General features: G+C 68.4%; 21 protein-coding genes. 12 read left to right on the top strand and 9 right to left on the bottom strand.

The genetic code is table 11. The features are described 5' to 3' along the window. The first annotated feature begins 147 nt into the window (after positions 1-147). The gene (sepH, locus tag NA11_RS13410; protein ID WP_069162182.1) at positions 148-1,203 is read left to right on the top strand and encodes a septation protein SepH; all 1,056 of its coding nucleotides are present in this window, start codon (positions 148-150) and stop codon (positions 1,201-1,203) included. 319 nt (positions 1,204-1,522) lie between these two features. Then, on the top strand, positions 1,523-2,269 hold the full coding sequence (locus NA11_RS13405) for a DUF6928 family protein (protein WP_069162263.1): 747 nt from the start codon (positions 1,523-1,525) through the stop codon (positions 2,267-2,269). Here the strand turns inward: NA11_RS13405 and NA11_RS13400 are convergent, their stop codons facing one another. After that, on the bottom strand, positions 2,270-2,551 hold the full coding sequence (locus NA11_RS13400; RefSeq protein WP_069162181.1) for a DUF2537 domain-containing protein: 282 nt from the start codon (positions 2,549-2,551) through the stop codon (positions 2,270-2,272). It abuts the gene before it with no gap. Next, entirely contained in the window at positions 2,548-3,348 is an 801-nt protein-coding gene (locus tag NA11_RS13395; RefSeq protein WP_069162180.1) for a TrmH family RNA methyltransferase, read from the bottom strand. Before NA11_RS13395 ends, NA11_RS13400 begins: the two co-directional genes overlap by 4 nt. A gap of 116 nt (positions 3,349-3,464) precedes the next feature. On the opposite strand from NA11_RS13395, the gene NA11_RS13390 reads away from it, so the two are divergent. Further along, complete coding sequence (locus NA11_RS13390; RefSeq protein ID WP_069162179.1) at positions 3,465-4,691, top strand: GNAT family N-acetyltransferase; 1,227 nt, start codon at positions 3,465-3,467, stop codon at positions 4,689-4,691. A 120-nt stretch (positions 4,692-4,811) separates the two neighbouring features. Next, positions 4,812-5,213 carry a YccF domain-containing protein gene (locus NA11_RS13385; protein ID WP_069162178.1) on the top strand — a complete coding sequence of 134 codons (402 nt, stop codon included), beginning with the start codon at positions 4,812-4,814 and terminating at the stop codon, positions 5,211-5,213. Positions 5,214-5,232: 19 nt separating this feature from the next. Here NA11_RS13385 and NA11_RS13380 read toward each other — a convergent pair whose 3' ends face one another. Beyond that, positions 5,233-5,670 carry a MarR family winged helix-turn-helix transcriptional regulator gene (locus NA11_RS13380; protein ID WP_069162177.1) on the bottom strand — a complete coding sequence of 146 codons (438 nt, stop codon included), beginning with the start codon at positions 5,668-5,670 and terminating at the stop codon, positions 5,233-5,235. 108 nt (positions 5,671-5,778) lie between these two features. On the opposite strand from NA11_RS13380, the gene NA11_RS13375 reads away from it, so the two are divergent. Next, positions 5,779-6,018 (top strand): DUF2530 domain-containing protein, encoded by a 240-nt coding sequence (locus NA11_RS13375; RefSeq protein WP_069162176.1) that lies wholly within the window; start codon positions 5,779-5,781, stop codon positions 6,016-6,018. A gap of 12 nt (positions 6,019-6,030) precedes the next feature. Here the strand turns inward: NA11_RS13375 and NA11_RS13370 are convergent, their stop codons facing one another. Next, on the bottom strand, positions 6,031-8,088 hold the full coding sequence (locus tag NA11_RS13370) for a neutral/alkaline ceramidase (protein ID WP_069162175.1): 2,058 nt from the start codon (positions 8,086-8,088) through the stop codon (positions 6,031-6,033). Positions 8,089-8,213: 125 nt separating this feature from the next. On the opposite strand from NA11_RS13370, the gene NA11_RS13365 reads away from it, so the two are divergent. Next, positions 8,214-8,828, top strand: a complete 615-nt coding sequence (locus tag NA11_RS13365) for a TetR/AcrR family transcriptional regulator (protein WP_245745858.1) — start codon at positions 8,214-8,216, stop codon at positions 8,826-8,828. A 79-nt stretch (positions 8,829-8,907) separates the two neighbouring features. On the opposite strand, the gene NA11_RS46605 is transcribed toward NA11_RS13365, so the two are convergent. Both NA11_RS46605 and NA11_RS47335 read right to left on the bottom strand, forming a co-directional pair. Then, positions 8,908-12,099, bottom strand: coding sequence for a sacsin N-terminal ATP-binding-like domain-containing protein (locus NA11_RS46605; RefSeq protein WP_245745864.1), 3,192 nt, complete (start codon positions 12,097-12,099; stop codon positions 8,908-8,910). Next, positions 12,096-13,991: a DUF3027 domain-containing protein gene (locus tag NA11_RS47335; RefSeq protein WP_141717566.1), complete on the bottom strand. Its 1,896-nt coding sequence runs from the start codon at positions 13,989-13,991 to the stop codon at positions 12,096-12,098. Before NA11_RS47335 ends, NA11_RS46605 begins: the two co-directional genes overlap by 4 nt. Before the next feature lie 17 nt (positions 13,992-14,008). Here NA11_RS47335 and NA11_RS13345 point away from each other — a divergent pair, with 17 nt between their 5' ends. From NA11_RS13345 to NA11_RS13335, 3 genes are all read left to right on the top strand, one after another. Further along, complete coding sequence (locus tag NA11_RS13345; protein ID WP_069162173.1) at positions 14,009-14,782, top strand: glutaminyl-peptide cyclotransferase; 774 nt, start codon at positions 14,009-14,011, stop codon at positions 14,780-14,782. A 141-nt stretch (positions 14,783-14,923) separates the two neighbouring features. After that, entirely contained in the window at positions 14,924-16,828 is a 1,905-nt protein-coding gene (locus NA11_RS13340) for an MFS transporter (RefSeq protein WP_069162172.1), read from the top strand. Positions 16,829-16,903: 75 nt separating this feature from the next. Continuing rightward, the gene (locus tag NA11_RS13335; RefSeq protein WP_069162171.1) at positions 16,904-17,416 is read left to right on the top strand and encodes a DUF2771 domain-containing protein; all 513 of its coding nucleotides are present in this window, start codon (positions 16,904-16,906) and stop codon (positions 17,414-17,416) included. A 49-nt stretch (positions 17,417-17,465) separates the two neighbouring features. Here NA11_RS13335 and NA11_RS13330 read toward each other — a convergent pair whose 3' ends face one another. Beyond that, positions 17,466-17,888 carry a cold-shock protein gene (locus NA11_RS13330; RefSeq protein ID WP_174567687.1) on the bottom strand — a complete coding sequence of 141 codons (423 nt, stop codon included), beginning with the start codon at positions 17,886-17,888 and terminating at the stop codon, positions 17,466-17,468. A 203-nt stretch (positions 17,889-18,091) separates the two neighbouring features. Between NA11_RS13330 and NA11_RS13325 the strand changes: the two genes are divergently transcribed. Then, the gene (locus NA11_RS13325; protein ID WP_069162169.1) at positions 18,092-18,334 is read left to right on the top strand and encodes a hypothetical protein; all 243 of its coding nucleotides are present in this window, start codon (positions 18,092-18,094) and stop codon (positions 18,332-18,334) included. A 417-nt stretch (positions 18,335-18,751) separates the two neighbouring features. Continuing rightward, complete coding sequence (locus NA11_RS13320; protein WP_069162262.1) at positions 18,752-19,387, top strand: resuscitation-promoting factor Rpf1 domain-containing protein; 636 nt, start codon at positions 18,752-18,754, stop codon at positions 19,385-19,387. An 81-nt stretch (positions 19,388-19,468) separates the two neighbouring features. Here NA11_RS13320 and NA11_RS13315 read toward each other — a convergent pair whose 3' ends face one another. Further along, positions 19,469-19,657 carry a hypothetical protein gene (locus tag NA11_RS13315; protein WP_040731009.1) on the bottom strand — a complete coding sequence of 63 codons (189 nt, stop codon included), beginning with the start codon at positions 19,655-19,657 and terminating at the stop codon, positions 19,469-19,471. 355 nt (positions 19,658-20,012) lie between these two features. Between NA11_RS13315 and NA11_RS13310 the strand changes: the two genes are divergently transcribed. Continuing rightward, complete coding sequence (locus NA11_RS13310) at positions 20,013-22,310, top strand: helicase-associated domain-containing protein (protein ID WP_069162168.1); 2,298 nt, start codon at positions 20,013-20,015, stop codon at positions 22,308-22,310. Here NA11_RS13310 and NA11_RS13305 read toward each other — a convergent pair whose 3' ends face one another. Then, a complete protein-coding gene (locus tag NA11_RS13305) occupies positions 22,311-22,775 on the bottom strand; it encodes an LppU/SCO3897 family protein (protein WP_245745857.1) in 465 nt (154 codons plus the stop codon). Positions 22,776-23,056 lie beyond the last annotated feature (281 nt).

Raw genomic sequence — 23,056 nt, 5'->3', positions numbered from 1 at the left:
CTGAAAAAACCAACACAGCAGATTAGCGGGGCGCGGTGGTCTCCACAGAGATTTCCGCCCTGCGTGTCTTGCCCCACGGATCCCAGAAGTGCACTACTGTTTCGGAAAGTGGGCGGTGTCGCGAGTCGACGCGGTAAGGAGGTAACGGTGCGTGAACTTCGAGTGATCGGGGTGACGCCCGACTCCACGCACATCGTGTGTATCGACACCGAGTCCGGAGCAAAGTACCGGCTTCCCGCCGACGACAAGCTACGAGCCGCAGCACGCGGAGACCTTGCCCGATTCGGCCAGATAGAGATCGAAATGGAAGCAACTATGCGTCCTCGCGATATCCAGGCTCGTATCCGTGCAGGTGCGTCCGTCGAACAGGTCACCGCAGAGTCCGGCATGCCTGCCAGCCGCGTCGAGCGGTTCGCCTACCCGGTATTGCTGGAACGGGCGCGTGCCGCCGAGCTCGCACAGAAGGCCCACCCCGTCCGCCCCGACGGCCCTGCCGTCGAGATCCTGATCGATGTCGTCACCGCAGCCTTCACCGAGCGCGGCCACAACATCGAGGGCGCCGAATGGGACGCCTGGAAGGACGAGAAGGGCTTCTGGGTCGCCCAATTGCAGTGGCAGAACGGGCGTTCCGAGATCGCCGCGCACTGGCGCTACCAGCCGGACGCGCACGGCGGCTCGGTCTCCCCGCTCGACGACCCCGCGTCCGACCTGATCGACCCCGACTTCGGGCGCGCGCTACGCGGCCTGGCAACGATCCTGCCCGCCGAGGCACCGGCGCCCGAGCCAGAACCCGTGGTCGAGCCGCAGCCTGCGCCCGCGGCGCCGCCTGCCCGCACCACCGCACGGCAGCAGGGCCAGCCCACCCTGGACGAGTACTACGAGCAGCGTGCCGTCGCAGCAGGCGGCACCAGCACGCCCGCGATCACCGCAGGCACGACCGCGACGCCGGCCGCCACGTCCACTGCGACGCCCACCGCGGCGAACCCGGCACCCGCGCCTGCCGCGCAGGCACCTGCCGCGAGCACCCCGGCGGAGACCGCTCCTGCGGCCCCCGCCACGCCGAAGGCGCCAGCCGCCGAGGAAACCCCCAAGAAGCCCGCCCCTGCCAAGGCGCCGGCGAAGTCGACCCGCACCAAGCGCGGCAAGGCGCCCATGCCGTCCTGGGAGGACGTGCTGCTCGGAGTGCGCAGCTCCGGCCACTGAGCGTGCTTGGCGCACAGCCGATTTCAACGCACCGGCGCGGCCGGGCGAACTCCGGGTAGCCGCGCGCCGCACACGAGTTCGCCTGCGGGACAGCGAGCGACCAGATGCAGGGCATTTCGGCGTTATTCTGGTACCCGTTGGCGTGTTCTGGGGTCGAAGGGACGCCGACAGCGGTGCAGTGCGAGTAGATTTTTCGGTGTGTTGTCGACTGCGCGCGACGGCGTCCGGCAGTTCACGAAGACGGTGAATTGTTCGAAACCACCGTGCGTTGCTCGAAGTTCGCGGAGCTGATTCGTGCAACCATCGGGAGGTGCCGGAAATGCTATCGAAGGCTTCGTCTCTCTGGTATGTCGACGCACCAGACCCGCTGACGGTACTGCGGGCCAACCATGACCCGGATCCCGATGCCGCACTGGCCCTTGCGAAGCAGTTGCACGGCGACCGCGACGTGCTGCCGATCATGGTCGGCACCCTGGCAGGCTGCGCAGGCCCGGACACCGACGAGGTGTACATCGGTTGCTATCCCGGCGTGACGGTGGTGTGTTCGGCGCAGGCCTCGCGCGTCCATCCGACCGAGATCCCGGAAATGCTGGTGCGCCCGCTGGCTTCGGAGCACACCTATCTGGTCTCGTTCGACAGCGCACACGGCTGGGGCGCGTTCGCCCATTGGGAGCGCGGCGAATTCCGCAGGGCGTTCAGTTCGAGCCGGGTGAACATCCTCGAGGACGAGGGCCTGCCGCTGGTATGGGAGCGGCCGTACTGGGCCGGTGAGCATCCGGTGCGCTGGCAGGCCGGTGAGCTGCCCGACCCCCAGACGCTGCCGTTCGACCCGCCCGACTTCGCCGACGCCGCCAACAACGAGTGGCTCGGCTTCCACTACCGCGCGCAGGCCGCGGCAGGCGCGCTCGTTCCCGGCGACATCGCGGTGTGCGGGTTCACGCTGTATCCGAAAGGTCAAGCGCCAGACCCGGCCACCCTCATCCCGCCGGTGGCGGACGAGCCGGACACCGTGCGCCCCAAACGCGGCCTGTTCGGCTGGCTACGCGGCCGCGACCGGGTCTCCTGATCAGCCCAATCCGCTGAGCAGCAGCACGGCCCAGCCGACGAGCACGCCCGCAGCGCCGCCGCCGACCACCCACCTGGTCACCGGCGCCCACCGCAATCGCCACGCGGTCGGCGCGGCGCCACCGGCCGCCACCAGATTCACGCCGACCGCGAGCAACGGGTGCACCTCGGCCAGCGCCCGCCCGAACGCGTACACGGCGACCGCGGTCAGCACGGCGACCGCGATCGAGACGGTGAGCCCCGAGCCCCACGGTGTCGGACCTTGCGCGGGCGGGTAGTTCACAACCGCACCCGCTCGTAGAACGCCATCGCGGCGGCGGTCGCCACGTTGAGCGAGTCGGTGCCCGGCGACATCGGGATGCGCGCACGCACGTCGGTGGCGCGCATCGCATCCTCGGTCAGACCGGGTCCCTCGGCGCCGAGCAACAATGCCACGCGCTCCCCTGTCATTGCTGTGGCCAGCTGCGCCGCTGCCGGGTTCGGCGTGAGCGCGATGATCTGGAACTGCTTGCGGCGCAGTATATCCAGGCCGTGTGGCCAATCAGGCACCGAAGCGAACGGGACACGGAGCACGTGGCCCATCGAGACACGGACCGCGCGCCGGTAGAGCGGGTCGGCGCAGCGATCGCCGAACAGGATCGCCGACGCACCGAGCCCGGCCGCATTGCGAAACATCGAGCCGAGATTCTCGTGGTCGTTGACGCCCTCCAGCACGGCCACCGTCCGCGCCGTGTCGACCACCTCGTCCATGGTGAGCACCGCGGGCCGCGGCGCGACCGCGAGCACGCCGCGATTGAGATGGAACCCGACCACCTCCGCCATCACCTCGGCGGACGCGCGGTAATACGGCACGTCGACAGCGGCCAGGTCGTCGGCCAGCTCGATGCGCCGCTTCTCCACCCCGAGCAATGCCGTCGGCGCGAACCGCGAATCCAGCATCCGCTGCACGACCACCACGCCCTCGGCGATCACCAGCCCCTTCCGTCCCGGCAGATCGGGGCGGCGGTCAGCGGAGTTCAGGTCGCGAAAGTCATCGACCCGCGGGTCAGCGGGATCGTCGATATCGATCACTTCGGCCACGGCTACATCCTGCCGGGGCCGCCGGGCGAGACCGCCACCGGTGCTGGTCAGTACGTGGTGTCTGTCCCACCGATATTCGAATGCGGCGTGGTGAGTTGGCGTGGCAAGGTCGAATAATGACGTTGACGAACGGCATCACCCTCCGCTCTGCCACCGACGACGACGCGAGCGCGATCCAGACCCTGACGGCGACCGCGTTCGGCGCCCGAGCCGACGAGGAGACCCGCAGGCGGAGCCTCGAGCTGTTTCCGCAGCAGGAACCGCTGTACGCGCGGCAGGACGCGATCGTCGCGGTCGACGGCGCGCGGATCGTCGGGCACGTGAAATCGCGCACGATGACGCTGACCGTGCCCGGCGAGCGAACGGTCGATGCCTGCGGAATCGCGGCGGTCGCCGTCGCACCGACCCATCGGCGGCGCGGGATCCTGCGGGCGATGTACACCGAGCAGCATCGGCGCACCGAGGCCGACGCACGCCCGCTGACCATCTTCACGGCCAGCCAGGGCAGCATCTACGGGCGCTTCGGCTACGGCCCGACGGTGCGCGAGAACTCGGTCACGATCGATCGGCGCTTTGCCGAGTTCCTGCCGTCCGCACCGAATCCGGGCGGGGTCGAGCTGGTCGACCCGGGCGCGGTCATCGAACAGGTGAAGACGATCTACGACCGCTGGCGGCGCTGCACTCCCGGCGTGCAGGTGCGCCCGGATGCCTCGTGGGGCACGTTGTTCGCCGATACTCCGGCGATACGTAGCGGTGGCACAGAGCTTTACGCGTTCCTGCACCCCGACGGCTACGCGCTGTACCGGTATCACTATCGGGAGCAGGGGATGCAGGTCGAGGTGGTGGAGCTGACGGCGGTGACGACCGAAGCCCATGCGGCACTGTGGCGTACGCTGCTAGGCCTGGATCTGGTCAAGCAGGTGAACGCCACGCTCAGCGACAACGATCCGCTGCCCTATCTGCTCACCGATCCCCGCCTGGTGCGCACCGAAGGGCGCGTCGACGCACTCTGGTTGCGAGTCATGGACGTGCCCGCCGCGCTGAGCGCCCGCGCATACCAGTGCGACCTGGATCTGGTGCTCGCGGTGACCGATCCGTTCCGCGACGCGGGCGGCACCTTCGCGCTCATCGTCCGCGACGGCGTCGCCGAGTGCGCACCGACCACCCGTACTCCCGATGTCGAACTCGGCATCGACGTCCTTGGCAGCCTCTACCTCGGCGCCTACCCCGCTCGCGCCTTCGCCGCCGCCAACCGCCTGCAGGTCAAGGACCCCACCCACCTGCATCCGCTCACCGAGGCCTTCGGCACCGACCGCGACGCGGTGCTCGGCTGGTTCTTCTGATCGAGCCTCGGGTGGCGCCTTGCCTGAGCACGGTCGGCGCCACTCTCCGGGATTACCCTGAGCGCGGTTTCATACCCGCGGGGTGATGCCGGAATGTCCGGTTGCTGGCATCCTTGGCGCATGAAGCCGATTCAGCTCATCCTCAATGTGCTCTGGCTCGTGATCGTCGGGTTCTGGATGGCGCTCGGCTACCTCCTGGCCGGCGTCATCTGCTGCATCCTGATCATCACGATCCCGTGGGGCATCGCCTCGTTCCGGATCGCGGCCTACGTGCTGTGGCCGTTCGGGCGGACCACGGTCGAGAAGCCGTCCGCCGGAGTCGGATCGCTGCTCGGCAACGTCATCTGGTTCATCTTCGCGGGCTGGTGGCTCGCGCTCGGCCACCTGCTGACCAGCATCCCGCTGTTCGTCTCGATCATCGGAATCCCGTTCGGCTGGGCCAACTTGAAGCTCATCCCGGTCTCGCTGTTCCCGCTCGGTCGCGACATCGTCGACAGCGACCAGCCTTTCGGCGCGCGGTAACACACACCGCGCCGGGCGGTCACTCCGATTCGGCGACGATCTGCTTCATGATCGCGACGGCGCGAGTCAGGGTGACGATCTGATCCTCGGTGAGGTTGGAGAGTTGGTCGGTCATCCAGGCTTCGCGCGCGTGGGTTTCGTCGGCGATGAGCGCACTGCCCGCCTCGGACAGCGAGACGATGATCTGGCGGCCGTCGGTGGGGTGCGGCTTGCGCTCGACCAAACCGAGGTCGGTGAGCGAGGCGATCACCCGAGTCATCGACGGCGGCTGCACGCGCTCCTTCGCCGCCAGCGCCCCCGGGGTCATCGCGCCGTCGCGAGACAGGGTCGCGAGGGCCGAAAGCTGAGTCAGCGAAATCTGGGCGTCGGCACGGCGCCCGCGCAGATGACGCGTGAGTCGAACCACCGCCAGTGAGAGCTCACCAGCGAGGGCTCGGACATCGGATGGCGTTGTCACAGAGGTGAACGATACGGGACCGCTGCCCAGCGGACGCGCGTTCTCGCTACTCGGCGACGCGAGGTCGGCGTGCCAAGTCCGGTCGGCGACAGGACTAAGCTTGCGTGCGTGAGTCAGCAAGTGCCCCAGATCCCGCCGCGGCTGACCGATCCGCGCCCGGTGCTCGCGGTCGGCAGCACGCTGTGGCTGATCGCCACCCTTGTGGTGCTCGCGGGCGGTGATCGGTGGGCGTCGGTGCTGCCGGTCTGCCTGATGGGCCTGGTGGTCGGCGTGCTCGCGCTCGGCATCTACCTGATTCAGCGGCGTGGGGCGCGGCGGGGCGACAAGGGTGCGCAGACGGGGCTGTGAGGCCCCGTGACGTCAGCTCACCTCGAACTCGTTGGTAGTTCCGGTGAATGGGTGCAACGCACCGTCCTGGCTCAAACTGTCGGCATAGTGCTGCATGCGATACCGTCCCGGCGCGGCGTCGCCGGGGATGTCCCAGGTGAACCTGGCAACGGATTCGGCGACACCCCGTTTGCTCCAGGAGAACCGCACCGCCCACTCCCCCTCGTTGGCCACCCGCGCCCACTCCCCTGACGCGGTGCGGCGCTGCACCTCGAGGAAGGTGCTGTTGCGGCGCGTGTTGTGTTTCGGATGGGCGGAAACGAATTCGGCAGCGACCTGGGTGCCGACGGCGTAGGTCGAGGCAGGCTGGGTCAGCACGTCACCGAAGGCGCGGCCCGGCGGCGTGGTGTCCTGGCCCGCTCCCGGCTGGAAGTTCGGCTGCAGGTTCGACACGTCACGCGGGGCCGGACCACGCGCGACGAGCTGGCGCGCGGCGAATGCCGTTGCCAGCCGGGTGAACTCCTGCTGATAGGCGCAGAGGGTGTAGCGACCGAACAGGGTCGAGGCGCCCTCGTACTGCTGGGAGTCGTATTCCTCAGGGGTGGTGACGTATTCGTGGTAGGCGTTCGCGTAGCCCTGCATGAGCACCTGCTCCAGCGGCACGCCGAGGGCGGCCGCGACGGCGCGGCGCACCCGCAGCCCCGAGGTGATGGTGAATTCGCCACCGGCAGCGGCCAAATAGAGCTCGCCGAGCCGAACGAGCTGAATCGGCAGCACATTCGGCACCCACGGCACCGGCGGCATCAGGCCGAGTGGGGCCGCGATTGCCTTGGGCGCCTGCGCATCCGCGAGCCAGGCCGGCGCGGGTGCGTTAGGTCCGCCGAGCGAGGTCAGGAACGGGTTGCGCACCCCTTCCGGGATGGGCGCACCCGGGAAGCCTGGTCCGTCCTCGACGCTGCCTGCAGCCAGTGAAACGCCCGCGGCCGCGGGGGCGGTGTGCCGCGGCTGTCCGTCCGGCGTGAACCGGCCGTCGACGGCGATATCGGCCAGGTCGACGTAACAGAGCATCGCGTCGATCGGACCGCCCATCGGCTGCGCCTGGGCCAGAGCAGCTTTCGACGCCTGATACTGACGCTCGCCGATGATGCGGGTGTTCTCGAACTCGTCCTCGGTGGGTCCGGAGCCGGGGCGCAGGTTCAGGTTCGGCGACATGTCGCCCGTGTTGGTCTGTGGGAACGCGGCGACGAAATCCGGTGCGCCGTCGAGGTAGCGGACACCGTGTTCGGTGTGCTCGTAGGCGAACGCGGCGTAACCCTTGTTGTCCCCGCTGATCAGCCGGTTCGCATTGGTCATCGAGGTGGCGTGGGTGGCGAACCAGGTGATGGCGCCGACCTGCCGACCGCCCTTGACGAGCGAAAGCGCGGTCACCGCCGGGTCGATGGCCGCGGGGAAATGTGCTTTGTCGGCAACCGGATTGAGCTCCCACGCCACCCGGGACCGGTTGACGCTTGCGTCGTGCAGCTCGCCGCGGCCCAACGTCAGACTGCCGGGACCGAGGTCGGCGTGCGCGGCCGCGATGGCCTCGACGATGCCGTTGACCTCCGCGTCGTAGACCTGTTGCTGAAAACCGAGGATGGACAGGTTGTATGCGTAGTCGTTGCTGGAGCCGCCGCAGGTCGCATGCGAGTGCGTCGAGGTGAGCAGCACGTTCTGTTCGGTGTACCGATCGCCGAAGCGGCGGGCCAGTTCGGCGAGCACGCCACGGTGCACGGACTGGAAAATCATGCCGTTGTCGGCGACGACGAAGACCACCCGCCTGCCCGCACTGCCGATGATGAACGCGCGCGCCCTCGGGCGCAGGTGGATGCCCGCGGTCTGCTGTTCGAGCTGGGAATAGCCCATCATTCCGCATTCGGCGGCGGGACCGGTGATGTCGGAAATTCCGACGCCGATCTCGTAGCCGCCGGAGCCTGGCGCGGCGGTCGCGGACGCGCCGAGCTCGTCGGACATCGCAGGCAGTGCCGCCGCGGCGGCGAGCCCCGCGGAACCGACAACGGTCCGAGCAAGAACAGTTCTGCGCGACACCGGCATACGCGTCTCCTAACGATCTGAAGGCACTGAACCATAGAACTGGTCATACGTCCAGTCCAGATTTTTCTACCCGCGAATTGACTGCACGCTCCCAGGAGGCTTAACTCCCTGAGGTGTCCTCCCGATTGAGCGTCGAAGAAAGACGGGCCCACCTTATCGAGGCCGCGATCGGCCTTGCCGAAAAAAAGGGCGTTGCGGGCGTGACCACGCGCGATGTCGCCCAGGCGGCGGGCGTCTCGCTTGGTGTGGTCCATTACTGTTTCGAAAACAAGGACGCGCTGATGACCGAGCTGGTCAAGGCGTTGTCGATGGAATTACGTGATTCCGTCGATGCCAATGAAACGGTATGGCAAGACGTCGGAAGTGGAAAAGAAGCGCTTCAAAAATTGATCCGCGCGGGGCTGGAACTCATGTGGCTCAACATAGAAGCAACTCCGGAACGTCAACTGCTCACATACGAAACCACGACTTACGCACTGCGCGAGGGTGAGCAAACTCCAGCGAAACTCGCAATCGCCCGCGAGCAGTACAACTTCAACGACTCCACCGTCGCCGACATCATCGAACACGCGCGGGATGCGACCGCGAATCAGTGGAGTGTTCCACTGCCGACGCTGAGCCGGTTCATGCTCAACGCCATCGACGGGATCGTGTTGCGCTGGCTGGTTGACAACGACAGCGAGGCCGTTCGGGCGCAGCTGGATCTGCTCAGCCAGATGATCTCGGAGTACGCCGCTTAGCTTCGCGGTGCGGCACAGTTCGATTCGCCGGTTGGCTGCGGCATCGCCAAGCCGCGATCCACAGGTACGCCGATCGGCGCTACTGCTGTGCCTGAGATGCCCTGAAGTGCACCGTATTTCCCTCGCGCCACCACGGGACCGACACGGTGACCTCGACCGCGCCGGACAGGCGGACGCGCACGTCGTCGTGCACCACCAGCTCGCCGTCCTGCGGCGGCAAGGAAAAGAGTTGGCGCAGGACCACTCCGAGCGGCTCGGCCGACCAGGCGCTGCGGCGCCCCTCGCTCAGCACCGTCGCGGTGACAGCGTTCGACACCAGCGGCAGGTCGAGCAGGTTCGCCAAGGCGGGTGCGGTCTCGGTGTCGCCGACGACCAGGCGATCCGGTGGTATGGCGAGACCGAACCACGGCTGATCCAGCACCAGCGCGTCGGCGGGATCGACGACCGCGCCGGACAGGGCGCGCACCCTGGCGGGTAGCTCCAGTTCGGACAGGTCTAGCAGGCCGGCGGCAACGGCTGCGGCCAGCCGTGCGTGCGTGTGCGAAACCACCTCGGGAGTAGGGGTTTTCGACGGATCGGCGAGCGCGACGAGCAGCGCGGCGGTCAACTCCGGAGTGATCACCGCCGCATCGGCGAGAATCGCGCGCATCGCGCCGGCGTCGTCGGCGAGACCAGGAACGGTGAACGTCGGCAGCAGGCCGGCGAATTCGGTGTCCGAAGGATGGCGGAGCAAGCCGAGCGGGATGCCGTCGATGCGCGCGTTCGTGCGCAACCACCAGGCCGTGTACCCGTCACGATCGGTGAGCAGACGGCGGGTGTGCGGCGCGGAAGCCAACTGCCACAACGCCTCCGGCCATGCGGCATCATCGACCAGATCCAAGTCGCGGATCGCGGCGAGTTCGTGCGGGTCCTGCGCCAGCGTCAACCACCAGCGCTCTTCGTCGTCCAGGTCGTGGTCGGGGCCGGTCGGATCGGCCTCGACCAGCATGCTGAAATCCCAGCCGACGCCGACAGCTCGCAGCGCGCGCGAGTCATAGTGCTGCAGCAGTTCGGGATCGAGCGTGCTGAACGGTGAATCCTCGACCAGCAGTTCCCGCAGCGGGGCATCCGGCAACAGCAACTCGTCCGCGGGCCGCGATTCGCCGTCGACGTCCGGCAATTCGAGCATGCCGAGCCAGGTCGGCAGCGTCTTCGGATCGGCGTGCGCGGCCAAACGGAGCACGGCATCGACGGTGTCCGGGTCATCCGGATGGTCCTCGAGCTCAGCACGCAAAGCAGGCTCGCTCAACAGATCCTCGGCCGTCGCCGACCGCGCCCCGAGCCTGGCAAGCAGCGGATGCCGCGCCTCAGGATGCACCAGGCGCGCCCAATGCACCGGGATCGCGACCTCGAGCTGGTCGTCGAGGACCACCGTGCGCGGTCCAGTGACCAGTCGCCCGTCCGTCAGCGGAACCGCAAGCGCCCCCAGCTCTTCCGCCGACAGCGGATCGAGTACGAATGGCTCCAGCGCCGAATACAGCGAGTACCACCACCCCGGTGCGCGCTCCAGCCCGCCCGACAGTTCGGCGAGCCGCGCCAGCCCGAGTCGATGCACATCCAGCACACCCAGCGCCTCGAGATGTCCCTGGCCCGACAACTCGGGAATCACCAACTGCCCGACCACATCATCGAGCAGCCGCGCCAATTCCTCGGTCAGGCCGGTGAATACGCTCGCCCGGGTCGGCACGGCGACCTCAGCACCTGCCTGCACTGCTTCCGGGGCTACCTCGAGCAGGTCTGCGTCCAACGATTCGGCACGTGCCCGCGCGGCCTGCCTGCGGTCGCCGGACTGGGTGTCCGGCAGCGCGTCGAACAAGGTTGGGTTGCCTTGTGATTCGACCCCATCCTGATCGAACGGGCCACCAGGGTCGTGCGCATCCGATGTCGACCACGCCGAGTCGGCGGCGGCCGGTGAATCGGCGGCGGTCAATGAGTCGGCGGCAGCCAGCGAGTCAGCAGCGGTCAATGAGTCAGCGACGGCCAGCGAGTCGCCAGCGGTCAATGAGTCAGCAGCGGTAAGTGAGTCGGCGACGCCCAGTGGGTCGGTGGCGGTCGTCGCACCTGTTTCGGTGCTCGGCATAACTGTCGAGGCATCCACACCCCCTGCAGACGCGGAGTAGGTGGCGACGATGGGCAGCCAGGGGTGGGTCCGGAGTTCACGGACGACGGCTTCGCGGAGCAGGGCATCGGCCTCGCTGCGGGCGAACGCCGGGGCAGGGACCAGGACCAGTCGGTCGCGGGTTGGGAGCGCAGCAGCGAAATCTGCGTAGCCGGTGGCCAGTTCGGCGAGGCGGGCGCCGGGCAGGAGGCGGCGGCGGTCCGGCTGCATCGGGATGTCGGCGATCAGCACGGCAGGCAGGGACAGCTCCTCGTCGGAGCGGGTCGGTGCGCGCAGGACATCCGGGGCGGCGGCGGTCGGCCTGCCCTTGCGGAGCGGGAGCAACCAGCGGGCGCGTGGCGTGCGGTACTGCCACCAGATGCGGCGCTCGACGCCGGGGCCGTCGACGTGCACTTCCTGCAGGCCGTCGGCAAGGTCGATGGTGGTGCTGGTGAATTCCGCTGTGTCGATCGTGATGCTCTGCAGTGCAGGCAGTTCCAGCAGCAGGTCGATCGCCTCCGCGGCCATCCCGGCGAGCAATGCGTCGGCATCGATGTCCGCGCGCAGTCGCAGCACGACCTCGGTGTCGAAGCCGTTCGTCGGCGCGGCCTCGATCGGCCAGGCCATCCGCAACACCGGCGGCACGAAAGCCTCGGCGGGACCATCCGCTGAGTTATCGGGGATACGAATGCCATGCTGATGCAGGGCATCCCACGTCTGCGCGCGCGAAAACCGCAGCGATCCGGTACTGGAAAGCAGCTCGATCTCGTCGCTTACCGACAGCACCGCGGTGAAGCCGACGCCGAACTTGCCGACAGCGACATCCGACTTCGCCGACGCCCGCAGTGCAGTCAGCGCGTGCACGCCCGAGACATCCAACGGCGCACCGGTATTGGCGACCCGCAGCACCTCGCCGTCCCGCCGCACAACCAGTCGGCCAGGCACCCCGGCCTTGGCCGCCGCGTCACCGGCATTCTGCGCAAGCTCGGTCAGCAGCCGATCGCGATACCCGGCTCGCACCAGGTCCGCCTCGGTCGCCGCATCCTCCCGCAACCGAGTCGGCGAATCACGCCACGCGGCAAGGACTCCCGCCCGCAACCCCGAGGTGCCGAAAGGATCGGCCGCCTCGTTCAGTTCTCCGGCGATGACTCGACCGCCCGGCTCTCAGCCGCACCTTCGACCGACACGTCAGCAGCAGGCGCCTGAGCCGCATTCTCGGCCGCCTGCTCGACATCCGGCGACACAGCGGCATCCGACCCGTCCACGCCCGCACTCGGCGCACTGTCCACCGGAGACGGACCCGCCTCGGTCGACTCATCGCCATCGGCCGCAGCACCGAAACCCGAAGCGCTCACCGAATCACTCGACTCGACACCAGCACTCACCGCCGCAGACGCAACGTCGTCAGCCGAATCACCATCGGCAACAGGAGCATCCAACGCACCGGCAGCATCGGCCGTGACAGACGACTCGACCGCCGAGGCGTCGACATCCGCCACAGCCGACTCAGCAACGGCAACAGGCTCAGCCGCAGCCACCGAATCAGTCACCTCAGCATCGGCAACAGGCGCGGCGTCCGCACCCGCAACAGCCGCGCCATCGACGTCCGACACCGATTCCGTCGCGACGACAGACTCTTCCGCGACCGGCGCGACAACCTCCGCCGCGATCACCTCGACATCGGCGGCAACCGCCTCGGTTGCGACATCAGATGCAGCCGCCCCCGCCGATTCGACAATGGCAACAGACTGTTCCGCAACAGGAGCGCTGTCGGCATCCGAAACCGCTACCTCGTCGTCAGCCTGCTCCGCAACAGCGTCGGCAGACTCCGTAGCAGCAGCAGTCGCGTCCACGTCGGCGACGGTGTTGATAACCGACGCGACCACGTCAGCCGACACCTCGGCGACCGGGGCTGCCGAGCCAGCATCTGTCCCAGGCGCATCAGCGGCTGCGGCATCCGTGACCACATCAGCCGCCCTTTCGGCGACAGGCGCGGCCGAACCGGCCTCCGCCACAGGCGCATCGGCGGCTTCGGCTGCGACAGGCGCGACGGCGTCGGCAACCGAAACTGCGTCGGCCTGCTCCGCAACAGCGTCGCCAGACTCCGTATCAGCGACAGGCGCGGCCGAACCGGCTTCCGCCACAGTCGCTTCAGCGGCTTCGGGTGCGACTTCCGCGACGACATCGGACTTCACTTCGGCGACAGGCGCTTCTGTGTCCGGTGTGGCAGCGGTGGGCGCCGCTTCCGCGGGGTCGACCTTGGGTTCCGGCGCGGTGAGGTCGGCGGTGGGGATGAGTTCGACTGCGGCGTCGTCGAAGGCTTCGTAGAGCGGGGAACCGCCGCCGGTCGGTGCGACCGTGTCGGAGTGGGCTCCGCAGCCGTAGGCGGCGTGGACGACGCGGCCGTCAGCGCCCATGGCGTTGCCGCAGACACCGAAGGCGGCGCGCAAAGAGCCTGCGAGGGGGAGGTAGAAGCCGCAGAGGCCGCAGGTGGACGGTGCCGCCTTCGCCATCTCCGTCTCGGGGCCGTACTCGGCGTGCCAGCGTTCGGCGGCTTCCTCGCGTCCTTCGAGGCTCAGCACCTGGGTGCGGCCGAGGCCGATCTCGTAGGCGACCTCATCGACGACCGGGTCGCCGGTGGCGACATAGCCGGGCACCAGGCGCGGATCGTTGGGCGGCGGAGCGAGCAGGTCGCCCGGCGCGAGATCGCCGGGGCGCACCCGCTGATCCCACGGCACGAAGTCGGGGGCGACCAGAGCATCGGGACCGGGCAGCAGTGCCGATTCGCTCACCGTCGCGTAGTCCGCCTCCGGCGGCGCCGCCACGACGACCGCCCACTGCCAGCCGCGATACCCGGCGAGGGTGGCCTCGAAGCGATGGGTTGCCGCGCTGTCGTCCTCGGCAGCCACGCCGAGATGCGCCCCGACACCAGCTGGTTCCAACTCCAGGAGCGCACGGCGGGCCAGATCGACGGCATCGGCCAGCAACGGCCTGACACCGGACTCAGAAACAGAAACTGCGCTCACGGCCTACATTTTGCCGTATGAAACGCAATCGGCGTCCGTTGGCTGTCGCTATCCTGCTCGGTCTGGTCGTCTGGGCCGGGTGTGCGGCGGCCGATGAGCCAGTACCCACGATGAACATCGAGCTGGTGGGGACCAGATGGCACGATCCGCGGGCCTTCACCGAGGGTCTGGAAATCCGCGGCGATGTGCTCTATGAGGGCACGGGCCTGTCGGGCGCATCGACGGTGCGGTCGTCGAACTTCGCCACCGGCGCCGAACTGGCCAGCGCCGACCTGCCCGCGCCGTTCTTCGGCGAGGGGCTCACCGTGACCGGCGACACGCTGTGGCAACTGACGTGGCAGGACCACACCGCCTTCGCCAGGGATCCGCACACGTTGGCCGAGGTTCGCCGAGTGCCGTACGAGGGCGAGGGCTGGGGCCTGTGCACCCGTGCCGGGCGCCTGGTGATGAGCGACGGCACCGACAAGCTGACGTTCCGTGATCCGGTCACCTTCGAGCCGACCGGCTCCGTCCGACTCACCACGCACCACAACGTCCGGCTCAACGAACTCGATTGTGCCGAGGACGGTTCGGTGTACGCCAACGCCTGGCCGACCGACACCATCCTGCGCATCGATCCCGACACCGGCCGCGTGCTCGCGACGATCGACGCGAGCGCTCTGCTCTCGCCTGTCGACAGGATCGGCGCCGAAGCATTGAACGGCATCGCGCAAATCCCCGGCACCGACCGGTTTCTGCTGGCACGCAAGAATTGGCCGATCATCTTCGAGGTGCGTTTCCTGCCTGCCTGATCGCGATGCGCACGGTGCTGCCCGCACAAGCACGGCCAGGCAGGCACGCACCGCGGTCGACGGCATCACGAAAGTGACCATCGGCCGACACCTTCGGCAGCGAGTGAACGCCCCGCGCGGAAGTACGACAGAATTGAGGACGTGACGACTCCCCGCGAACCTTCCGGTCCCGACCGTGATCGGTGGGACGGCGAGGAGTATCCGCCGATCGAACGGCATCCCGGTTTCGATCGCTATCCCCCGCCGAACGCGCCGACCAGGCGCGGGCCGCTGCCGCCGTTGGATCCCAATCGCACCGCACTGCCGGACTACGACACGCCCGACCCGTCGAATGCCGAAACTCGCCGACACCCGACTCCGCGCGCGGAGTCCCGACGCCCCTCCGGCGAACCCGATCCCGCGCGCACACCGCGCCGCGTCTTCCCACACCGCCCGCAACCGCCGCATCACACCGAACCGCCACCCGCCGAACCGGAGTCTGCGGCCCCGCCGCCGACCAAGCCCTTCCCCGAGCAACCGGAGACCGGCGAAACGGCAGGCGAGGCCCCCACTCCGCCTGGTACGCCACGCATTCCGCGCAAGCTGACGGTGACCAGGGTCGCCGCCATGCGCGGCCGCCAGCTGACCGAGAAGGGCATCGCCACCTTCCAGCGCGCGGCGAAGGCGGACGGCGCCGACAAGTCCGGCCTCACCGCACTCACCTACGCGACGATGGCGAACTTCGCGCTCGATGCCGCGGTCGCCGTCGCCTTGGCCAACACCCTCTTCTTCGCCAGCGCCACCGCGGAGAGCAAGACGAATGTCGCGCTGTACCTGCTGATCACGATCGCCCCGTTCGCGGTGATCGCGCCGCTGATCGGCCCGCTGCTCGACCGACTACAGCACGGCCGCCGGGTGGCGCTTGCGACTTCGTTCGCGTTGCGGATCCTGGTCGCGGTCGCGCTCATCCTCGAATTCGACAGCTGGGGACTGTATCCGCTCGCGCTGTGCATGATGGTCGGCAGTAAATCGTTCTCGGTGCTCAAGAGCGCGGTGACGCCGCGCGTGCTCCCTCCCGATATCGACTTGGTGCGTACCAACTCTCGGCTCACCGTGTTCGGCCTGGTCGGCGGCACCATGGGCGCGGGAGCGATCGCAGGCATCGCCGCGCTCATCGCAGGCTCGGACGGCGCGCTGATCCTCGCCGCGCTGATCGCCTGTGCAGGCACCTTCCTCAGCCTGCGCATCCCGTCCTGGGTCGAGGTCACCGAGGGCGAGGTGCCAGCGACGCTGAGCTATCACGGCTCGGACGCGCACACCGAAGTCCTTTCGCCGGACAAGGAATCCGCGGTTCCGCCACGCAAGCGCAGGCAGCCGCTGGGCCGCTCGGTGGTGACCGGGTTGTGGGGCAACAGCGCGGTCCGCGTGTTGACCGGGTTCCTCACCTTCTATGTCGCGTTCGTCGCGAAGTCCACCGAGCACGAGGCCGTGAAGCAGGCCGCGATGCTCGGCGTGGTCGGCGCGGCCGCGGCGATCGGCAATTTCACGGGCAACGCGACCGGCGCCCGGCTCAAGCTCGGCAGGCCGACGCTGATCGTGCTCGGCTGCGTCGCGGCCTGCGCGCTGGTCTCGCTCTTCGCGACCTTCACCAACAATCTGCTCGGCGCGGCACTGGCCGCCCTGGTCGCGTCGGGTACCAGCGCGCTGGCGAAGGTGTCGCTCGACGCGTTGATCCAGGACGACCTGCCGCCGGAGTCGATCGCGTCCGGCTTCGGTCGTTCGGAAACCGTGCTGCAGCTCAGCTGGGTCGTCGGCGGCGCGGCGGGTGTGCTGCTGCCGACCGAGTACTGGAAGGGCTTCGCGGTCATCACCGCGATCCTCGTCGTCGGCCTGGTGCAGACCTTCGTCAGCTACCGCGGTCACTCGCTGCTGCCCGGACTCGGCGGAAATCGGCCGCAACACGCGGAGCAGGAAGTGCCGGCAACCCGGCCGATGCCACACACTTCCAACGCGTACCGCCGACCGGGAACCGGCGGCGCGACACCACCCGTATCCAACGAGGGATAGGAGATCCAAGCCAGTGAACCGAGGACACAGCGCGCCCTCGCGTACGACGGAGCCGAGCGGCAGCGAGGTCGTGGCGTGAAGCGGCCGGGCACCCGGACGATCGTGGCGTTGATCGTCGCCGCTGGGCTGGTGTTCACCGCTGCCTTCGTCGCTGTGCTCGTCACGCTGATCGGCGACGCGAAGGAACGCGATCCGGAGATCACCGCCTACGCCCACGGCCGGACGGTCACCGTCGCGCCCTACGTGTATTGCACAGTGCGCCTGGAGGACTGCCGCTTCGGCAAGACCGTCGAGCTCGAGGTGCCACCGGACTACCCGCTGCAACTGTCGCTGCCGAAGAAGATCGCGGAAGCGCCGTGGATGGCCAGGCTGGTCTACGTGCTGCCCAACGGCGATCGGGTGGACCGAGTGGTCAGCCACAATGATTTCCCGGACGGCGCGCTGGCCATCACCATCGAGTCGCGTCCGGAGCCGGACCTGCGGCTGGCCGGAGTCGAACTGCAGCTGCCGATCCTCACCAAGGACATCGACACCGGCGAGGAGTCCTACCGCCCGCACGCGGCCTGGTCGATCAGCACCGAACCGTAAGAGCCGGCGTGGGCCCACGCGGCATAGCGCGGGCCCACGCGGCCAAAACTCAGTGGTCTAGTTCGCGCGCGACGGCGCGGACAACCTCGGAGATGCGCTGGGCCGTCTTGCGATCGGGGTACTTGCCCTTGCGCAGGTCCGGCTGCACCGTCGCCTCGAGCAGGGTGATCATGTCCTCGACCATCCCGTGCAGCTCGTCCGGCGTGTGCCTGCGCGGGACGGGCTCCTTGCGGGCGCGCTCGCGCTCCTGCCCCTGACGCACCGACGGCGGCGCCTCCAGCAGCTTCAGGCTCAGCGCCTGCGGACCACGACGGCCAGCGGCCATGCCGAACTCGACGCGCTGCCCCGGCTTGAGTCCCTCGACGCCGTCGGGCAACGCGGACGACCGGACATAGACGTCCTCCCCCTCGTCCTGGGAAAGGAAGCCGAAGCCCTTTTCGACGTCGTACCACTTCACCCTGCCGGTCGGCACTGCGCTCACCCGTTCATCATCGAAAACTCGGAACCGCACCGGCCCGAGCACATCTGTCCACAGACCCGCAGTGGCAGACCGCCGCGTACGAGCCCTTTTCTGTTAGCGAAAAGAAGCGCGCCCAGCAAGGGATGCGGGACGCGTGTGACCTCGAGTCTACCCCGATGTGAATAACGCAAGCACATCAGTTTTACGGTCGTGGGGTGACGAACCCTTCCGCCGCTCCACCGTCCGGCGGTGCACCGCACCGCAAAGGTGACTGGTTGCTGCAGCTCGCGCTCGGCCTGTTCGCGCTGGGATTGCTGGCGATCATCGCGATCTTCCTGACGCCGGTGGTGTCCGACGGTTCACCGGGCCTGTGGCTCTACTTCGGGGCGCTGCTGGCACCACTCGGGTTTCTGCTCGGGGTGGTCTTCGCCCTCCGTTCGGGTCGCAGGTCACGCTGACGCCGCCGTGGCTGAACCAACGGCCACCGGCACGGTGCGAACCGGTTACCCGCGTCTGTCGTTACCGAATCTCGGATGTGATCCTGGTCACATAACGAGAAGGTCACGGGCCGGTGACGGCGAGGCACTCACCCGACCGCACCGCTTCTAGCTGCACAGAAGGCCGTACGCACGCGTTGATATCGCACCGAGACCGGCCCGTACACGCCGGTTATCAAATGGTGATTTTTCGCGGCGATCGTCGTACGGTCTTTACCGAGCCGGGACAACCGGCAACCACCGGACCGCCGCACCGAACCTCGCCCCGCGGATACCGGAAACCCGACGTAAACGTAGGGGCGAGGGCGGGCATGACGACCTCTCAGTCCAGCCCGAAAGATGACCTCGCAGGTGCGTCGAGAGGAAGACGAACCCGATATGAGTGGACGCCATCGCAAGCCAAGCTCCACCGGGCGCACGGTAGCCAAGGTCGCCGTGACCGGCGCGATCATCGGCACCGCAGGTGTGGCCCTCGCAGGCAACGCCAGCGCGGCTCCCGACTCCGACTGGGATCGCCTCGCACAGTGTGAGGCCGGCGGTAACTGGGGCATCAACACCGGCAATGGATTCCAAGGCGGACTTCAGTTCTCCCCGAGCACCTGGCGTGCGCACGGCGGCGGCGAGTATGCCGCTTCCGCCAACCAGGCCACCCGCGAACAGCAGATCGCTGTCGCCGAGAAGGTCCTCGCCTCCCAGGGCTGGGGCGCCTGGCCGAGCTGCTCGGCAAACCTCGGCCTGAGCAGCAAGCCGACCCCGCGTTCGGCGCCGACCACCCCCGAGACCCCGCGCTGGAACCCCGAGCCCGCGCCGCAGGCCGCCCAGGCCGCGCCGGACAGCACCCAGCAGATCTACACGGCCGTCGACCGCGCACTCGAGGTCGTGCAGAGCCAGGGCGTCCAGGTGCCCAAGGAAGCCTTCGATTTCTTCAACGCCGCCAAGTCGAGTGGCGCCAAGCTGGATCCGACCATCGTGAACTTCTACGAAGCGAACAAGGGTCTGCTGCCTTCCTCCTGATCACACACACACACACGACTAAGGCCCCGCATCCTCGGATGCGGGGCCTTAGTCGTATCTTCGGACTTCTCCGTCCGGAAATCAGCGGTTGATCACCGTGTTCGGGTGCATGTAGGGCAGCTGATCTGCCGGGACCGGAAACTCGGTGTCCTCACCGTACGGCGAGAGCCCACCGGAACGGGTCGACGAGAGCTCGGTGACCGCGTGGTCACCCTCGGCCACCTTCGGCCAGCCGTTGTCGACATAAGGTTTCTTCGATTTGTTCACCACGCTGCCATTGTGGCATGCGCGCCACGCCTAGCAACTTCACCGCTGCCGTATAACTCCGGACGAGCAGCATCGTCGCCACGCGGCGGCCAACGGCCTGCGTCTATTAGGCTCGAAGGATCGAATTGACACGGAACGACTGATCTCGGGAGCACATGGGTAACGCTCCCCCGCCTCTCCGCGACTTCAGGCCAGACCTAGGTGCTACTCGAGAAGCGTTGGCGGCCGGGCGGTACGAAATGAAGTGTGTTAGCCGGTGCCCGGCGAGTTACCCATGTACTCCCGAAACCAGTTCTCGGGCGGGCCGTACGACGCACTGCCTCGGCAGGCGACCAGCAGAGACCGTAGGCTGGATCGGATGACCGCGACCTCCTCCCTGGCGGGATGGCTCGGGGCACGCAGCGATGCCGAGTTGGTGACGCTGCTCGAACTCCGGCCCGATCTGGCTGTGCCGCTGCCCTCCTCGATGGCGGTGCTCGCCGCTCGCGCCGAGCAGCGCGCCTCGGTGCTGCGCGCCACCGATGACCTCGACACGCTCGACTTCGCCATTCTGGAAACACTTGCGGTGCACGGGGTGACGCGCACCGACAGCAACGGCGCCCCGCTGCGCCGCGCCGAGTTGCACGTGCAGCTGCGCGAACGCGTGTCGGCCACCGCGATCGACGCCGCGCTGGCGCGATTGTCCGCCCGGGCGCTGGTCTGGACCGTCGGAGACGAGCTGCACTTGGTCGCGGCCGCCGTCGAGGCGCTGCCATGGCCGATCGGCAGCACCACCGAGATCCCCGACGCGCTCACCGAGCCGGAAGTGCGCGCCGCACTGCCCGAACTGTCGGCCGCCGCGAGCGCGCTGCTGGACAAGCTGGCCACCACCGGCCCGCGCGGCCGCACCAGAGACGCCGCGCCCGGCACCCCGGCCGACCGCCCGGTGCAGCAACTCCTCACTCGCAGGCTGTTGCACCGGATCGACGACGAGACCGTGGAACTGCCCGTCACCGTCGGCCAGATCCTGCGCAACGAGCCGGTGACCCATCCGCACGCGCTGACCCCGCCGAAGCCCAAGCCGAAGAAACAGACGTCCGCCGAGGTGAACGCCGTCGCGGCGGGTGAGGTCGGCGAACTGCTGCGGCACTGCACGGCCGTCTTGGAGCTGCTCGGCCAGGCGCCCGCACCCGCGCTGCGCGCAGGCGGACTCGGCGTGCGGGAGATCCGCCGGATCGCCAAACACGCCGGTGTGGACGAGCTCCGCGCGGGTTTGCTGGTCGAACTGCTGGCGGCCGCGCGCCTCATCGAAAAAGGTTTGCCGGACCCGCCGCCTGAGGTCGATTCGACCGACGATTTCTGGGCGCCGACCCCGGCCGTGGACGCCTGGCTGGAGGCACCACTCGCCAGGCGCTGGGTCGCGTTGGCCATGGCGTGGCTCGAATTGGACAGGGCGCCATGGATGATCGGCATGCGCGACGCCAATGACAAGCCGCTCGCGGCCCTTTCGATCGAGCTGCGCAGCCCGCACGCGCCGCGCGACCGGCATACCATCCTCGGCCTGCTCGCCGAGTATCCGTCCGGCAGCGCCTTGCCGCCCGCCGACATCGGCCGCGTGCTGGCGTGGCGGCAACCGCGATGGCGCAGGCACTTTCGCCTGGAGGCGGTGCAGCACACGCTGGCCGAGGCCGCGGCGCTCGGCTTCATCGGCCGCGACGCGCTCGGCTCACCGGCGCGGGCGCTGCTGCACGGCACCCCGACCAGCGCCGCCGACGCCGAGGCGGCGATGGAGACGGCGCTGCCCGCCCCGGTGGATCACGTGCTGGTCCAGGCGGATCTGACAGTGATCGCGCCCGGCCCGCTCACCGCCGACCTGCAACACCGCGTCGCCCTGGTCGCCGACGTCGAATCCGCGGGCGCCGCAACGGTCTACCGGATCAGCGAGGGATCGGTGCGACGCGCGCTCGATGCCGGGCTCACCGCGGCCGAACTGCACGCGCTGTTCACGAAGCACTCGCGGACCCCGATTCCGCAAGCCTTGACCTATCTGATCGACGATGTCGCCCGGCGGCACGGCCAGCTGCGGGCGGGAATGGCGCAGTCGTTCCTGCGCAGCGACGATCCGGCACTGCTCGCCCAGGTGCTCGCGGCACCGGTGGCCGGCACGCTGGCGCTGCGGGCCATCGCGCCGACGGTGGCCATCGCTCAGGCCCCGCTCGGCGAGGTGCTCGAACAACTCCGCGCGGCCGGTTTCGCACCGGCAGGCGAGGATTCGGCGGGGGTCATCGTCGATCTGCGGGTGCGTGGCGCCCGGATTTCGGTCCGGCCCAATGCCAGGCAGCCGTGGCGGCCGACGCCGCCGAGTGCCGAGCAGCTGCAACTGCTGGTCACCGAGCTACGCGCGGCCGAGCTCGCGACCAGCGCCCGTTCCGGACAGTCGGTGCGCACCGACGGCACCCGCACCAATACCGCGGCGACCCTGGCACTGCTGCAGCTGGCAGCGCGGGTGCGGCGGTCGGTCAATATCGGCTACGTCGACGCCCAAGGCGTCGCGACGCAGCGCGTGGTTGAGCCGGTGAAGGTCGGCAACGGTCAGCTCGACGCGGTCGACCCGGTGACGGGCGCGATCCGGCATTTCACGCTGCACCGGATCGCCTCCGTCGCCCTCCTCGATTGATCAAACCTTGGGCTTGGCCAGGCAGTAGGTGGTCTTCGGCGCCGCGGCGATCAGCCGGAAGCTGTCGGCATCCTGCCCGCACAGCAGCTCGTCTGCCTCACCGTCGACACGCTTCACCACGCGGAACGTGGCCTCGGCGGCACCACAGTCCACCGGCTTGAAGCCGCTGGCCGGATTTTCGCTGTAGCAGCTGCCCTGTTTGAAATTGGGCACCAGGCACAGGAAAGCGCTACCACCCGCGGCGCCGGCCTCGGTGTAATCCGTCGAGCAAGCGCCTTTCTTGTCGACCGTCTGCGCGATCTTGTACACGGCCTTGTCCGACGAGCAGTCGACCGACCCGGCCTTGACATCGACCGTTGCACCCTTGATGCCGTCGAGGCAGCCGCCGACCTTGGCCGAGTCGGCCGTGCTGCCGCTGCTCTCGGAGGACGAACAACCGACCACCGTGACCACCACCGCGGCCACCGCTACGAGGGCAAACACCACGCGTGCCAGCAGCCTCGCTCCTGGAAAATTCACCGGAAAACCTCTCTCACCGAAACACATTCACGCAGCTCGCGAACGCGGTGAGGATACCCGGACGCACGTAGGGGCCGCATCAGCTCCACGGGTGATGTCGGCGAACGCGGACGAGACTAGTGCAGCGAGGTGCCCAACAGGCCGAGCAGCGAGAGCGCGAGAATGTTCGGGAGCATACGGCCGAGCAATTGAAATCCAAACGTGTTCACTAGCAATGCCTTTCGCGT

The organism is Nocardia altamirensis NBRC 108246 (assembly GCF_001612685.1).
GTDB classification, from domain to species: Bacteria; Actinomycetota; Actinomycetes; order Mycobacteriales; family Mycobacteriaceae; genus Nocardia; species Nocardia altamirensis.
This window is presented reverse-complemented; position numbering and strand designations above follow the sequence as displayed.